Consider the following 15,366-nt stretch of genomic DNA (forward strand, 5'->3'; position numbering starts at 1 on the left):
GAGAGCTTTTTTGCGTTATGATAGATATAGCAGAAAGACAGAAAAGAGGAAAACGGTTGCAAATAAAAGAAATAATAGTTGTGGAAGGAAAAGATGATACAACAGCTATAAAACGTGCGGTAGAGGCGGATACTATTGAAACGAATGGGTCTGCCATTTCTAAAGAAACACTTATGAAGATAAAGCATGCTCAGGAAAAACGAGGAGTTATTGTTTTTACTGACCCAGATTATCCGGGAAGACGTATCCGTGCTATTATCGAAGAGCAGGTTCCAGGTGTGAAGCACGCATTTTTATCCAAAGAAAAAACGATTGCAAAAAATGGAAAAGGCTTAGGGGTTGAACATGCAAAAGACGAAGATATTCGTACTGCTCTTATAAATGTATATACCCCAAAATCAGGTGAAGAAACGTTTTCTGCAATACCACTTTCGATATTAATTGATGGACAACTTATAGGTCATCCCCATTCGAAGGAAAGAAGAACAAAATTGGGAGAATTATTAAAAATTGGATACACTAATGGAAAGCAGCTACAGAAACGACTATCTATTTTTCAAATTAGTCAACAGCAGGTGGAAGAAGCGATTGCACAACTCAATATGGAGGAAAAATAATATATGCAAAAAGATATAGCAACACCAATACGTACACAAGAGATATTAAAGAAATATGGCTTCTCATTCAAAAAAAGCTTAGGGCAAAATTTCTTAATTGATTCGAACATCTTACGCAATATTGTAAGTCATGCAGATCTTACGAAGGATTCTGCTGCAATTGAAATTGGGCCTGGTATTGGAGCTTTAACAGAGCATTTAGCAAGAACCGCTGGAAAAGTGGTCGCATATGAAATTGATCAAAGATTGTTACCGGTTTTAGCAGACACTTTATCGCCATATGATAACGTAGAAATTATTCATGGTGATATTTTAGAAGCAGACGTTCAACAAATTTTTAAAGACCAACTTCAAAACTACAAGGATGTTATGGTTGTTGCCAACTTACCTTATTACGTAACGACACCGATTTTATTGAAACTGTTAATGGATCGTCTTCCTGTTCGTGGGATGGTTGTCATGATGCAAAAAGAAGTGGCTGATCGTATCACCGCATCGCCTGGAACAAAAGCATATGGGTCTTTGTCAATTGCTATTCAGTACTATATGGAGGCAGAAATAGCGATGATGGTTCCAAAAGCGGTATTTATGCCACAACCAAATGTAGATTCAGCGGTTATTAAACTAACTCGACGTGAAGAACCACCAGTTCAAGTAATTGATGAGGAGTTCTTATTTAAAGTTTCTCGGGGTTCTTTTGTTCAACGAAGAAAAACGATTATTAATAATCTACAATCATCACTACCTAACGGCAAAGCAAAGAAAGAACTTATCATTCAAGCTTTAGAGAAAGTAGGCGTAGACCCAACGAGACGTGGGGAAACCTTGAGCATAGTAGAGTTCGGAAGATTATCCAATGAGCTATATGAAGAATTTCATTAATCCTACTTGTTACAAAATAAGTAATATTTATAAAATAAATAAGTATACAAAACAAATAAAAACGTTGACAACTATATATAATGATTGTTAAAATATTTTGTTTGACAAATTTATAAAACGGTGGTAAGATAGTATTCAGTGAGGTGTATGCGAAATGCCAAAAACTTTAGCTGATATTAAAAAGTCATTAGATCATCATTTAGGCAAACGTTTGCAATTAAAAGCAAACGGAGGACGTAAGAAAACAATTGAGCGTGCGGGTGTACTTAGAGAGACATATCATGCAGTATTTGTTATCGATCTGGATCAAGATGAAAATTCTTTTGAACGTGTATCTTATAGTTATGCAGATGTTTTGACCGAAGCTGTAGAAATCACTATTTTTGACGAAGCAAATAACTTAATAGTTGTAAAATGATTTTTTAGAACTTATTTTTATAATTTAAAAACCCCTTTTCTTTTTTTATGGAAAAGGGGTTTTCTTTTTGTTTACGGACATACTATAAAAGCTAGTTGTTCCAAAGGAGGATTCACCTATGGCTAGAAAAGGGATAATGTCTAAAGAATTAAAAGAAGAGATAGCCAAAGATCTTGGATTTTATGATGTAGTCAAAACCGAAGGCTGGGGAGGAATTAAATCCCGTGATGCTGGTAATATGGTCAAGCGAGCAATTGAAATGGCTGAGCAGCAAACGAAATCACCAAAGTAAATAAGCATGTACCATAATTGTTAAACGACGAATGCACACGAGAAAAAAACTAAAGAACAACTAGCGTATAGAAAAGGCGGAGCAATCCGTCTTTTCTTGTGCCAAGAACTCAGTATCTAGGATTTTGAAGAATAAAATCTATCAAACTAATAATACATAACACTACTCATTTCCGTTTCAGGAGCGTCACTAAAAATTCACTCGGTAATAATATAGCAAAACGTCTGTCCAAAGCCCTTCGAAAACGATAACAACAGGTTTTGAGCTTAAGGGACTGCCCGGTTTTTCTTATCCATGTTCTTTGTGGGATGATAAAAGAAGTAATCTCATAGATTTCTAAAATGCTCTGCTTCTAATCTGTTTTTTTTACCAAGTATGGAAGCTGAATCTCACTTCCGCATTCCTTATGCACTGTGTTAAAATAGGTGACAACATATTTGGGGAAAGGAGCAGATGAAATGTATTACGTAAAAGCACCTGCTAAAATAAATTTAACACTAGATGTACTACATAAACGCCCGGACGGTTACCATGAAGTCGAAATGATCATGACAACAGTGGATTTAGCAGACCGTATAGGATTAGAGGTAAGAGAAGACGGAGCAATACATATATTATCTGTGGACCGCTTCGTACCAAACGATCATCGGAATCTTGCGTATCAAGCGGCAAAGATTCTAAAAGACATGTATCGAGTGAAAAAGGGAGTTTCTATCACAATTGAAAAGAATATTCCTGTAGCGGCTGGACTAGCTGGCGGTAGCAGTGACGCAGCGGCCACGTTAAAAGGGCTAAATGTTATTTGGGAATTAGGCCTTTCTTTAGATGAACTTGCTGAAATAGGCACTAAAATAGGTTCGGACGTACCATTTTGTGTGTACGGCGGAACTGCTTTAGCAACAGGTAGAGGGGAGAGGATACAAGAACTTCCTTCTCCAGCCAATTGTTGGATCATCCTTGCGAAGCCAATACTGGGAGTATCGACTGCGGATATATACGGTAGCCTAAAGGTAAATGAAATAAAACATCCAAACACTGCTCAAATGATTCAATCTATTCAACAGAAGGACTTTGATCTAATGTGCGCTTCTGTCGGCAATGTGTTGGAGGATGTTACACTCAAGCTATACCCAGAGGTTGCTGGTTTAAAAGATCAAATGAAAAAATTTGGAGCTGATGCTGTATTAATGAGCGGAAGTGGTCCAACGGTGTTTGGTATAGTCGATCATGAGACAAGAGTCCAAAGAATTTACAATGGTCTTCGTGGATTCTGCGACGAGGTATATGCAGTTCGTTTAATGGGTGATCGGGAACCACTTGCTTAAATCCGGATGTTTGTGGTAAGTTTTCTATAAAACATTCGTCTTTGGAGGTGAAAGTATGAAATGGAAAAGAAGTGAACGGCTTGTAGATATGACTCACTATCTAATGGAGCATCCGCATAAATTAATCTCTTTGACGTTCTTTGCTTCTTTATATCAATCTGCTAAATCTTCCATCAGTGAGGATTTAACTATTGTGAAAGAAACATTTGAAGAAAGAGGCAGAGGTTTACTTGTTACTGTTCCAGGAGCAGCGGGAGGAGTCAAATTCATCCCTACAATGACTGGGGAAGATGCCTTACAAATAGCAGAAGATTTAATGGCGCAGCTTTCTAAAGTAGATCGTTTATTACCTGGCGGCTATTTGTATATGACGGACCTGTTAGGAAACCCATCCCTGATGAATAAAGTCGGGAAAGTATTCGCATCCGCATTTGCTCATGCAAAAATTGATGCCATTATGACGGTTGCTACAAAAGGTATACCAATTGCACATGCTATAGCTAGACATTTAAATGTCCCTGTAGTCATTGTACGTAGAGATAGTAAAGTAACAGAGGGTCCAACCGTAAGTATAAACTATGTATCGGGCTCGGCACGACGTATTCAAACGATGGTTCTTTCTAAAAGAAGTATGGAAAAAGGACGACGCGTTTTAATCACCGATGACTTCATGAAAGTCGGCGGAACGATTAATGGGATGAAGAGTTTATTAGAGGAATTCAATTGTGAGTTAGCTGGAATTGCTGTACTAGTAGAAGCAGAACACCAAGGGGAGCAATTAGTTGATGATTATATATCTTTAGTTAAGCTTCACGAGGTCAATGAAAAAGATGGTACAATTGCTTTAACACAGGGAAGTTACTTTGAGAAAGGTGGAAAACTAGATGAAAGCAGTATCAACAAATAATGCACCTGCAGCAATCGGTCCTTATGTACAAGGAATGATTGTGAATGGAATGTTTTACAGTTCAGGTCAAATCCCATTAACTTCTGCAGGAGAAGTAGTGGAAGGCTCTATTGCAGATCAAACTGCACAGGTTTTTGCTAATTTAGAGGCAGTATTGACAGAAGCCGGTTCATCTTTATCTCAAGTAGTAAAAACATTAGTCTTTTTAAAAGACATGAATGATTTCGCTGAATTTAACGAAGCTTATGATAAATATTTTGGTGGCCACAAGCCTGCACGTTCTGCGGTAGAAGTTGCAAGACTGCCAAAAGATGTAAAGGTAGAAATTGAAGTAATTGCAGTAGTGTAATAGTTAGGCTAAAGGTATTTTCTTCGGAGAATACCTTTTTTTGTTTGTCTGCAGCATTAATTATTTAAAATATTTAAAATATTATCCTCTGAAAGAAGGATTTAAGAAGTTTTTGTGGAATAACAAATAAATAGAGATATTTGTAACTAATAAAAGGGTGGTGAGAGAATGGAAGTAACAGATGTAAGATTACGTAAAGTAGTTACTGATGGCCGTATGCGGGCGATCGCTTCCATTACGTTTGACAACGAGTTTGTTGTGCATGATATTCGAGTAATAGATGGAAATAATGGCTTGTTTGTAGCTATGCCTAGTAAAAGAACGACAGAAGGCGAATTTAGAGATATTGCTCATCCAATAAGCGTTGGAACGCGTACCAAAATTCAAGACGCTATCCTTTATGCCTATCATTTAAGTAGTGAGGTTGAAGAAAAAATCGGAGAGCCAACTGTATAATTAGAAAGTAAAAACCATTTCTTTAAGAGGAATGGTTTTTTGTTGTCTAATAAAAATAGAAACAATCAAAAAGTTTGGTTTTCGTTCAATATTAGAAAAACAACGACAATTTAACCGATTCTTCAAGAAAATATACTATATTACTTGTTTTTCCATGTATTTGTCAAGAGATATTTCCTTGAAATCTCGCTTCATTTCGGCTATAGTCAAAAGAGTAAATTAGCCCACTGGAGGGAAATTGAAAAATGACAAATACTTATGCGGTTGTATTAGCTGCGGGTAAAGGTACACGTATGAAGTCTAGTTTATATAAAGTGTTACATCCTGTGTGTGGGAAGCCGATGGTAGAACATGTTGTAGCAAACTTGGAACAGCTTGGTGTGGAAAAAATCGTTACAATCGTAGGACACGGTGCAGAAAATGTACAACGTGGACTGGGAACGAGAAGCGAGTATGCTCTTCAAGAACAACAGTTAGGAACAGCTCATGCCGTTTTACAGGCTGAAGAAGTGCTGAAAAATCTAACTGGAACGACAATTGTAATCTGTGGAGATACCCCGCTTATCACGCCAGAAACAATGAAAGATTTGTTAGAGCACCATAACTCAACGGGAGCAAAAGCGACAATATTAACCGCGATTGCAGAAAATCCAACTGGTTATGGTAGAGTTATTCGTTCTGCCGATGGTAATGTTCAAAGTATTGTAGAACAAAAAGATGCTTCTACAGAGGAACAACTTGTACGTGAGATTAACTCTGGAACATACTGTTTCGACAACGAAGCACTATTTAAATCACTTAAGTTAGTGAATAATAATAATGCACAAGGCGAGTATTACTTGCCGGATGTTATTGAAATCTTACAAAAAGATAATGAAGTTATCTCTGCGTATGCTGCAAAGGACTTCGAAGAAATTTTAGGTGTGAATGATCGTATCGCTTTATCACAAGCAGAAGAAACAATGCGTTTCCGAATTGCAAGGCACCATATGCGTGAAGGGGTCACAATCATTGATCCTAGAAATACATACATCAGTAGTGAAGCTGTTATTGGAGCAGATACAGTTATTCAACCTGGAGTTATCATTGAAGGAAAAACAACAATTGGCATGAACTGTACAATTGGACCGAATAGTCACATTGTATCTAGTGTTATTGGTGATGAAACAACTATACACTCGTCTGTGGTGTTATCTAGTGAAGTTGGAGACCATACGTCTATTGGTCCGTTTGCCCATATTCGTCCTCAATCTGATGTTGGAGACGACGTGAAAATCGGTAATTTTGTAGAAGTGAAAAAATCCACAATAGGCAATGGAAGTAAAGTCTCTCATTTAAGCTATATGGGTGATGCTTCGATTGGAACTAACGTCAATGTTGGTTGTGGAACAATAACAGTGAATTACGATGGAAAAAATAAATTTATTACCACGATTGAAGACGATGCATTTATCGGTTGTAATTCTAACTTAATAGCACCAGTAACCATTGGCAAAAAAGCTTACGTGGCAGCTGGGTCAACTATTACAAAGGATGTACCTGGTGAAGCCCTTGCAATTGCAAGAGCAAGACAAGAGAACAAAGACGGCTACGTAAACAAACTAAATATAAAATAACCCATTATCCAGGAGGATTATCATGCCAGAACAATATGCAAATTCGAAGTTGAAAATATTTACCCTAAATTCCAATAGGGAGTTAGCAGATCAAATCGCAAAAGAAGTAGGAGTACCTCTTGGTAAAAGTACAGTTACTAGATTTAGTGATGGGGAAGTACAGATCAATATCGAAGAAAGTATTCGTGGATGCGACGTATTCATTGTTCAATCAACTTCAGGTCCTGTAAACGAACATCTTATGGAACTATTAATCATGCTCGACGCACTAAAACGTGCCTCAGCTCGTACAATTAGTGTAGTAATCCCTTATTACGGATATGCACGTCAAGACAGAAAAGCACGTGCTCGTGAACCAATCACAGCTAAACTTGTAGCAGATCTTTTAACAACTGCAGGTGCAACTCGTGCAATCGTACTTGATCTACATGCTCCGCAAATTCAAGGATTCTTTAATATTCCAATCGATCATTTAGTTGCAGCTCCAATTTTATCTGACTACTTCTTAGGTAAAAACTTTGACCCAGCAGAATTGGTAATCGTATCTCCTGACCACGGTGGTGTAACTCGTGCTCGCAAAATGGCGGATCGTCTAAAAGCACCAATCGCTATTATTGATAAACGTCGCCCTCGTCCAAATGTGGCAGAGGTCATGAATATTGTAGGTAATGTAGAAGGAAAAACTGCTATCTTAATCGATGATATTATTGATACAGCTGGTACAATTACAATCGCAGCAGCGGCATTGATGGAAAGTGGAGCAAAAGAAGTGTATGCTTGTTGTACCCACCCAGTATTATCTGGTCCTGCAATTGAACGTATTGATAACTCGGTTATTAAAGAACTAATAATTACAAACTCTATTCAATTAGCTGAAGATAAAACGTCACCAAAAATTAAAGAATTATCTGTTGCTAAATTGTTAGGAGATGCAATTGTTCGAGTATTCGAAGAAAAGTCGGTTAGTACCTTATTTGATTGATCTTTAAGATGTTTGAACTTTCGTGAAGATGGGTAGTTATATCTATAGAATCAAAATTTGGAAGGATGAAGAATAAAATGAGTACAGTTGTAAAAACGCAGAAACGTGATATAAAAGAGAATGCAAAACTTCGAAATAGTGGGTTTATACCTGCGGTTGTATATGGTTATCAATTAGAAACTCAGTCCATTGCTGTTAATGAAAAAGATTTTACGAAAACACTTCGTGAGGTTGGTCGTAATGGTGTTATGAAACTTGATGTTGACGGAAAATCAGTAAACGTTGTGTTGAATGATTATCAGATGAATGTTCTTAAAGGACAAATCATTCATGCTGACTTCTTAGCGATCAACATGAAAGAAGAATTAGAAGTAAACGTTGCAGTTAACTTAACGGGAACTTCAGTTGGAGTTTCAGAGGGTGGTATGCTTCAACAGCCAAATCGTGAAGTTACTGTTACAGTGAAACCTTCAGATATTCCGGATAGTATTGATATTGATGTATCTGGTATGGCTATCGGCGATATTTTGAACGTAGCAGATGTTAGAGAGAAAATCGATTTTCATATTATGAACGAAGATGACTATACATTGGCTACAGTAACAGCACCTCGAGTGGAAGAAGAAACTGAGGATACTGAGACTGAGTCAGTAGAAACAACAACAGAAAAATAATAATACAAAAGAGGTTGTCCTAAGGCAACCTCTTTTCTTTTATTTATGGTAAAATTAATAAAAACTTGTACTAAAGGAATGGAACGAAGATGAAAATTATCGTTGGTCTTGGAAATCCTGGAAAACAATATGAGGCTACTCGTCATAATATTGGGTTTCATGTAATTGATGAACTTTCTAATCGATTAAATATACCACTTATACAGTCTAAATTTAATGGGATGTATGGAATAGGTCATATTGGTGCTGAAAAGGTTATGCTTTTAAAACCATTAACGTATATGAACCTTTCCGGAGAATGTATTATACCAATGATGGATTACTACGAAGTGAATGATGATGAAATAGTCGTTATTTACGATGATTTAGACTTGCAAGTCGGCAAACTACGTTTAAGGCAAAAAGGTAGTGCAGGTGGACATAATGGGATAAAATCTATTATCCAGCATCTGGGTTCGCAGGACTTTAATCGAATTCGGATTGGCGTAGACCGTCCCAAAAATGGGATGAAGGTTCCAGACTATGTGTTATCTAAATTTAATGAAGATGAAAGAATAGAAATAATTCATGCCGTGAAGAAAAGTGCAGATGCTTGTCAAGATTGGTTAACAAAAAAATTTCTTGATGTAATGAATACATACAATGGTGCATAAAAAGTGGTGAACAGGTCTATACTTCCTATAAAGGAGGTTTTTATGGCCATGCCAATTCGTTATAAATGTCGCCATTGTGAAACAGAAATAGGGCAGCTGCCATTCGATCGCATAGATGATCAGTTTCTACAAAAACATGAAATTACACAAGAAGAACAACATATATATATTGAGAATGGAGCAGAGGGAGACTACACCGTGCAGTGCATATGTGAAGATTGTCAGGACTCCCTTCAAAAATTTCCAAATTACTATGCGTTAAAAAAATGGATACAGTAAATGCTTTGGCACGATTTCGTGCACAAAGCCTTTTTCTATTTAGATTGGGGGTACACAGATGGAACCTTTAAGTAATTTGTTGATCGAAGATATCCAAATACAAAAGCTAGTAAAAGAATTAGAGAGTGGTAGAGACCAACAGTTAATAACAGGTCTTACTTCAAGTGCTAGAGCTGTATTCACTAAGATGCTACATAACACACGACAGGGAGCTATAATGATCGTCACGCCTAACCTGTTGCATGCGCAAAAACTAACAGAGGATTTGATCAAACTAATTGGAGAGGAACTTGTACGTTTATATCCTGCTGAAGAGTTAATTGCAGCTGATATATCCATTACTAGTCCTGAACTCCGTGCGCAAAGACTAGAAGCACTGGACCACATGTTAACATATGATAATGGCGTATATATTGTTCCTATCGCAGGTCTTAAAAAACATATGCCGACCAAGAAAGACTGGCAAGCTAGTAGCATGTCTATTGCGGAAGGGGAAGAAGTTAATTTAGACGCTTTTTTACAAAGACTAGTGAATATGGGATATGTACGCCAACCAATGGTAACCGCTCCTGGAGAATTTGCTTTACGGGGCGGTATTATCGATATTTATCCACTATATTTAGAAAATCCTATTCGAATAGAACTGTTTGATACAGAAGTGGACTCTATTCGTACATTTTCTGCAGAAGATCAGCGGTCTTTAGAAAAACGGAAAGATATACGGATTTTACCGGCTACCGAATACGTGCTAACTGAAGAAAAGAAGCATCTGCTAGCTCATAAATTAGAAGAGGCATTAGCAGAAAGTTTAGAAAAAGTTAAAATCCCAGAAATAAGAGATCTTTTCTATCAAAATATCCAACAAGATATTGAGTTGTTAAAGCAAGGTGAGCAACCAAAAGAATATATGAAGTATGTATCTTTACTGGAAGAGAGTAATAGTTTTTTAGGGAATTACTTTAACGAAAATGGAACGATTTTATTTGACGAACTTGGAAGAATTCAAGAAGTGACAGAAACATTAGAAAGAGAAGAAAATGATTGGACTCTTGCTTTATTAGAAGAAGGAAAAACGGTACACCGTGTAAAACCTTCTTTTCATCTAAAAGAAATTATTCAGAAGTTTTCCAACGAAAAGCTGTACTTTTCTTTGTTTTCTCGTACTTTTTCTGGAATTACGATCAAAAAGAATATTAGCTTTTCTTGTAAACCAATGCAAAACTTCCATGGCCAAATGCATTTATTGAAAAATGAAATAGAGCGCTTTTCTCAAGGGAAGTTCCGCTTATTTATACTTGCAGATGGCGAAGAACGTATTCAAAAAATTCATGCAGTGTTAGAGGACTATGAGATTATTTCACAAATTGGTACTTCTGCAGAAGAGATGAAATCACCTGGTATTTTCATCGTGGAGGGAGATTTAGAAGCAGGTTTTGAACTTCCATTACAACGTATAGCCGTTATTACAGACTCCGAGCTGTTTAAACAAAAGCATAAGAAAAAAGCGAGAGCTCAAAAGGTCACAAATGCTGAGCGTATAAAAAGTTACTCCGAGATAAAAGCTGGAGATAATGTTGTACATATACACCATGGTATTGGGAAATATATTGGAATTGAAACATTGTTTGTGAATGGAATTCATAAAGATTATCTTCATATTCGTTATCGTGGAGAGGATAAGCTATTTGTCCCTGTGGATCAGATAGATCTCATTCAAAAATATGTTGCATCTGGTGAAAAAGATCCAAAGCTTCACAAATTAGGCGGAGCAGATTGGAAGAAGACTAAAACAAAGGTTTCAGCAGCAGTTCAAGATATTGCTGATGAGTTAATAAAGCTATATGCCAAACGAGAAGAAGAAGTAGGTCATGCGTTTGAACCAGATAGTGATATGCAGCAATCCTTTGAAGCAGCGTTTCCTTATGAGGAGACCGATGATCAGCTTCGTACTATTCAAGAAGTGAAAAAAGATATGGAAAAAGCCCGCCCAATGGACCGTCTTGTCTGCGGTGATGTAGGTTATGGTAAAACAGAAGTAGCAATACGAGCAGCATTTAAAGCTGTCATGGAAGGGAAGCAAGTGGCCTTTCTCTGTCCGACGACTATATTGGCGCAGCAACATTATGAAACAATGCTAGAACGCTTTCAAGATTTTCCAATTGAAGTAGGACTACTAAGCCGTTTCCGAAATAAAAAACAGCAAACTGAAACGCTTAATGGGTTAAAAAAGGGATTAGTCGACGTAGTAGTAGGAACACATCGAATCCTTTCCAAAGATGTCGATTACCAGGACTTAGGTCTTCTCGTTGTAGATGAGGAACAACGATTTGGGGTAAAGCATAAGGAACGGATTAAACAAATGAAAACAAATGTAGATGTCATGACTTTAACTGCTACACCTATTCCTCGTACATTGCATATGTCGATGATTGGAGTGCGAGATTTATCTATCATTGAAACTCCTCCTAAAAACCGTTTTCCAGTTCAAACTTATGTACTGGAACAAAATGGTGCATTAGTCCGTGAAGCAATTGAAAGAGAAATAGCACGCGGGGGACAGGCATTTTATCTATACAATCGAGTGGAAGATATTACGAGAAAAGTGGATGAGATACAAATGTTAGTTCCGACTGCTAGAGTGGGATTCGCCCATGGCCAAATGAGTGAAACAGAGCTAGAGTCAGTTATTATCAGTTTTATCGAGGGAGAATACGATGTTTTAGTTACTACGACTATTATTGAAACGGGTATTGATATTCCAAATGTGAATACACTTATTATTCAAGATGCAGATAAAATGGGACTCTCACAATTGTATCAATTGAGAGGTCGTGTAGGACGATCCAATCGCGTGGCCTATGCCTATTTAATGCATCAAAGAGACAAAGTGTTGACGGATGTGGCAGAAAAGAGATTGCAGGCCATAAAAGAATTTACAGAGCTTGGTTCTGGATTTAAGATTGCGATGCGGGATTTGTCTATTCGAGGTGCGGGAAACTTACTGGGCTCTCAACAGCATGGATTTATAGATTCAGTTGGGTTTGATCTTTATACGCAAATGTTAGAAGAGGCAATTGCCGAAAAACGTACTGGTATTAAAAAAGAGGATTTACCAGACATAGAAATTGCACTATCAACAGATGCTTATATTTCGGACGAATATATTCCCGATGGTTATCAAAAGATTCAAATGTACAAACGTGTCAAGGCAATGGATAAAGAGGAGGAGTACTTCGACCTCATAGATGAATTACAAGATCGGTTTGGAGATATACCTCTCGAAGCAGAAAAATTACTTCGTATTGCACGTATGAAGATTTGGGGTATAGCAGTAGGTGTAGAGTCTATTAAGGAAGTAAATAAAATTATATCGATTTCTTTAAATGCAGAAGGAACAAAGGCCATCAATGGCGCAAAACTCGTAGAAGAATCGATGAAATACGGACGTTCCGTTGGTTTTAATATGGACAATGACAAGCTTGTACTGACAATTGATGAGCGTAAAACAGGCAAATTTAATCCATTCGATGTACTAGAAGAGATGATGAGGTTGTTGCCCGAATCTAAAAAAGAAATAGCAGACGACAAATAGCAGCTTGCATATTTTTTGGTAATATGATGCATACTATGGCAGAAATGTACTTTAATTTCCAATCTGTCGAAAGTGAGGCATATTACATGAAAGCAACAGGCATCGTACGTCGTATTGATGATTTAGGTAGAGTAGTAATTCCGAAAGAAATACGTCGAACCCTTCGAATCCGAGAAGGAGATCCATTGGAAATTTTTACGGATAGAGAAGGAGAAGTAATCTTAAAAAAATACTCCCCTATTAGTGAGCTTGGAGATTTTGCGAAAGAATATGCGGAAACCTTATATGAAACCTTAGGTACTCCGGTGTTAATAAGTGACCGCGATGAAATGATTGCAGCTGCAGGATTTTCAAAGAAGGATTATCTTAATCGCAGACTCAGCCCGGGTGTGGAAGACATTATAGGTCAGCGTTCCATCGTAATGGAGAAACATGAAAACTCAGTTGAATGGATTCCAGGCGTAACTGAAACAGTTAAATCCTATTGTATTGCACCTATTATTGCTTCAGGAGATCCAATAGGAGCGGTATTTATTATTTCGAAGGTACACTTTATTGGAGAAGCTGAGCTAAAAGCAATTGAAACTGCTGCAAATTTTTTGGCAAAACAAATGGAAAGTTAAAAAAGTCTTCCTCTTTTACAAAAGAGGAAGACTTTTTTTGTTACAATATTCCTAACGTATGATGGGAGTAGGATTGGTTATGGGTAATGAATGGAATATGAAAACGTATATGAAGGGTGCAGCAATGCTGACGGTTGCAGCTATTATTGTCAAGCTACTTAGTGTTGTTTACCGGGTGCCTTTTCAAAACCTGGTGGGAGATGAAGGATTTTATATTTATCAGCAAGTGTATCCGTTCATTGGGATTATCACTACTTGGACCTCGTTTGGTTTTGCGGTGGCATTGTCTAAAATTTTATCGGACTATAAAGCACTTGGAAAAAACTACGCCATTCCAAGAGTAAAGCAGATTGCTTTTTATTTTATTGCACTTATTTCTATATTATTTTTCATTTTATTGTTTATGGGTGCTGAATTTTTAGCAGAAGCAATGGGTGATGCAAATCTAGCGCAGTTATTAAAAGCTGGTTCTTTTGTCATTTTACTAATGCCAATGCTTGCTGTATTAAAGGGCGACTTTCAATCAGACGGTCGCATGCAGCCAGTCGCTTATGCGCAGGTGGTAGAGCAGGCGGTCCGAGTATTTGTTATTTTATTTGGTACATGGATTATCATTTCTAATAGTTTTGATCTATATAAAGCAGGAAGTATGGCTATGTACGGTGCGGTGGCAGGAGAATTAGCTGGAGTCATACTACTGTCCTATATTTATTGGAAATCGATGAAACAAACTAGGAAAGTGAAGATTACCCAAGATGATGTACCCATTTGGCCAATCGTAAAGAACTTAACAATCATTAGTATCAGTGCTAGTATCAGTGCTCTATTATTCCTATTGTTTCAGCTGGTCGATTCGTTTACAGTTTTCCAAGCCCTTTTAGATAGTGGTATGGATAGGCAGCAAGCAATGGAGAAAAAAGGAGTCTATGATCGGGGACAACCACTTGTCCAATTAGGAATAGTAATAGCGTCCACACTTTCCTTGGCTATTGTTCCGCTAGTAGCTCATCGGATGAATAAAGGTTCAGGAAGGACTGCAGTCCCTTTCATGCAGCTAACATACCGAGTTTCTTTTACATTTGGGGTTGCCGCAGCGATGGGACTAATCGTTGTACTCCCGTATGTCAATGAAATGCTATTTCAAACAAAAGAGGAATCCACGACTTTAATGGTTTTTTCTTTTCAAATTGTCTGGATGTCTTTAATCCTTACCTTAATGGCTATGCTACAAGGTAGTGGAATGGTGAAGGTGCCTACTTTTTTCTTGTTGCTTGGGGTCTTGTGTAAGTGGCTGTTAAATAGTTTACTCGTTCCCGCTTACGGAGTATTAGGAGCAGCTGTCTCAGGAAATATTAGTTTAGCGATTATCTATATGTTGATGTGTTATTATTTTAAAAAGACTTGGAATATCCAATTTGCTCCTGCTGTTTTTTATAAAGGAATTATAAAAGCTTCCATTTTGATGGTAGTTTGTGTGGTTGCTTATGTAATATTGGGAGATGCTGTATTATTTGATCATCTTTCTAGTAGAATTCAATCGATTGTCATTTCGCTAACTGCGGTTACGCTCGGTGCCGCGATTTTTTTAGTAAGTATTGCAAAAAGACGAGTAATCGCAGAGAAAGAGTGGTTTTTGTTGCCATTTGGTAGAAGGATGGCCACTTTTCAGTTATGGTTAAATAAAGAAAAGTAAGGTTGTGA

The 15,366-nt window shown here is 37.3% G+C and carries 16 protein-coding genes; all 16 read left to right on the forward strand.

What is annotated here, in order from left to right:
- Window positions 1-56: 56 nt before the first annotated feature.
- The 16 genes from rnmV to LDK52_RS15545 all read left to right on the forward strand — a co-directional run bounded on the left by rnmV (window position 57) and on the right by LDK52_RS15545 (window position 15,358).
- On the forward strand, window positions 57-617 hold the full coding sequence (gene rnmV / locus LDK52_RS15470; RefSeq protein WP_277586880.1) for a ribonuclease M5: 561 nt from the start codon (window positions 57-59) through the stop codon (window positions 615-617).
- A 3-nt stretch (window positions 618-620) separates the two neighbouring features.
- Window positions 621-1,499: a 16S rRNA (adenine(1518)-N(6)/adenine(1519)-N(6))-dimethyltransferase RsmA gene (gene rsmA, locus LDK52_RS15475; RefSeq protein ID WP_277586845.1), complete on the forward strand. Its 879-nt coding sequence runs from the start codon at window positions 621-623 to the stop codon at window positions 1,497-1,499.
- A 154-nt stretch (window positions 1,500-1,653) separates the two neighbouring features.
- Window positions 1,654-1,917, forward strand: coding sequence for a biofilm formation stimulator Veg (gene veg, locus LDK52_RS15480; RefSeq protein ID WP_090570777.1), 264 nt, complete (start codon window positions 1,654-1,656; stop codon window positions 1,915-1,917).
- A gap of 118 nt (window positions 1,918-2,035) precedes the next feature.
- Entirely contained in the window at window positions 2,036-2,209 is a 174-nt protein-coding gene (locus LDK52_RS15485) for a small, acid-soluble spore protein, alpha/beta type (protein ID WP_277586846.1), read from the forward strand.
- Window positions 2,210-2,667: 458 nt separating this feature from the next.
- Window positions 2,668-3,534: a 4-(cytidine 5'-diphospho)-2-C-methyl-D-erythritol kinase gene (ispE, locus tag LDK52_RS15490; RefSeq protein ID WP_277586881.1), complete on the forward strand. Its 867-nt coding sequence runs from the start codon at window positions 2,668-2,670 to the stop codon at window positions 3,532-3,534.
- A 55-nt stretch (window positions 3,535-3,589) separates the two neighbouring features.
- Entirely contained in the window at window positions 3,590-4,441 is an 852-nt protein-coding gene (gene purR / locus LDK52_RS15495) for a pur operon repressor (protein ID WP_277586847.1), read from the forward strand.
- Window positions 4,419-4,790, forward strand: coding sequence for a RidA family protein (locus LDK52_RS15500; RefSeq protein WP_277586848.1), 372 nt, complete (start codon window positions 4,419-4,421; stop codon window positions 4,788-4,790). The genes purR and LDK52_RS15500 overlap by 23 nt, the downstream gene beginning before the upstream one ends.
- Before the next feature lie 168 nt (window positions 4,791-4,958).
- Complete coding sequence (spoVG, locus tag LDK52_RS15505) at window positions 4,959-5,246, forward strand: septation regulator SpoVG (RefSeq protein ID WP_277586849.1); 288 nt, start codon at window positions 4,959-4,961, stop codon at window positions 5,244-5,246.
- A gap of 245 nt (window positions 5,247-5,491) precedes the next feature.
- Window positions 5,492-6,862, forward strand: coding sequence for a bifunctional UDP-N-acetylglucosamine diphosphorylase/glucosamine-1-phosphate N-acetyltransferase GlmU (gene glmU, locus LDK52_RS15510; protein WP_277586850.1), 1,371 nt, complete (start codon window positions 5,492-5,494; stop codon window positions 6,860-6,862).
- Between the two features lie 22 nt (window positions 6,863-6,884).
- Complete coding sequence (locus LDK52_RS15515) at window positions 6,885-7,844, forward strand: ribose-phosphate diphosphokinase (protein ID WP_277586851.1); 960 nt, start codon at window positions 6,885-6,887, stop codon at window positions 7,842-7,844.
- Between the two features lie 77 nt (window positions 7,845-7,921).
- Window positions 7,922-8,518 (forward strand): 50S ribosomal protein L25/general stress protein Ctc, encoded by a 597-nt coding sequence (locus LDK52_RS15520; protein ID WP_277586852.1) that lies wholly within the window; start codon window positions 7,922-7,924, stop codon window positions 8,516-8,518.
- 89 nt (window positions 8,519-8,607) lie between these two features.
- Window positions 8,608-9,171 carry an aminoacyl-tRNA hydrolase gene (gene pth / locus LDK52_RS15525; protein ID WP_277586853.1) on the forward strand — a complete coding sequence of 188 codons (564 nt, stop codon included), beginning with the start codon at window positions 8,608-8,610 and terminating at the stop codon, window positions 9,169-9,171.
- Between the two features lie 42 nt (window positions 9,172-9,213).
- On the forward strand, window positions 9,214-9,450 hold the full coding sequence (locus tag LDK52_RS15530; protein WP_277586854.1) for an anti-sigma-F factor Fin: 237 nt from the start codon (window positions 9,214-9,216) through the stop codon (window positions 9,448-9,450).
- A gap of 58 nt (window positions 9,451-9,508) precedes the next feature.
- On the forward strand, window positions 9,509-13,042 hold the full coding sequence (gene mfd / locus LDK52_RS15535) for a transcription-repair coupling factor (protein ID WP_277586855.1): 3,534 nt from the start codon (window positions 9,509-9,511) through the stop codon (window positions 13,040-13,042).
- Window positions 13,043-13,128: 86 nt separating this feature from the next.
- A complete protein-coding gene (gene spoVT / locus LDK52_RS15540; RefSeq protein WP_277586882.1) occupies window positions 13,129-13,665 on the forward strand; it encodes a stage V sporulation protein T in 537 nt (178 codons plus the stop codon).
- 79 nt (window positions 13,666-13,744) lie between these two features.
- The gene (locus LDK52_RS15545) at window positions 13,745-15,358 is read left to right on the forward strand and encodes a putative polysaccharide biosynthesis protein (RefSeq protein ID WP_277586856.1); all 1,614 of its coding nucleotides are present in this window, start codon (window positions 13,745-13,747) and stop codon (window positions 15,356-15,358) included.
- Window positions 15,359-15,366 lie beyond the last annotated feature (8 nt).

The sequence above is a fragment of the Psychrobacillus antarcticus genome (assembly GCF_029533155.1).
Lineage (GTDB): Bacteria > Bacillota > Bacilli > Bacillales_A > Planococcaceae > Psychrobacillus > Psychrobacillus antarcticus.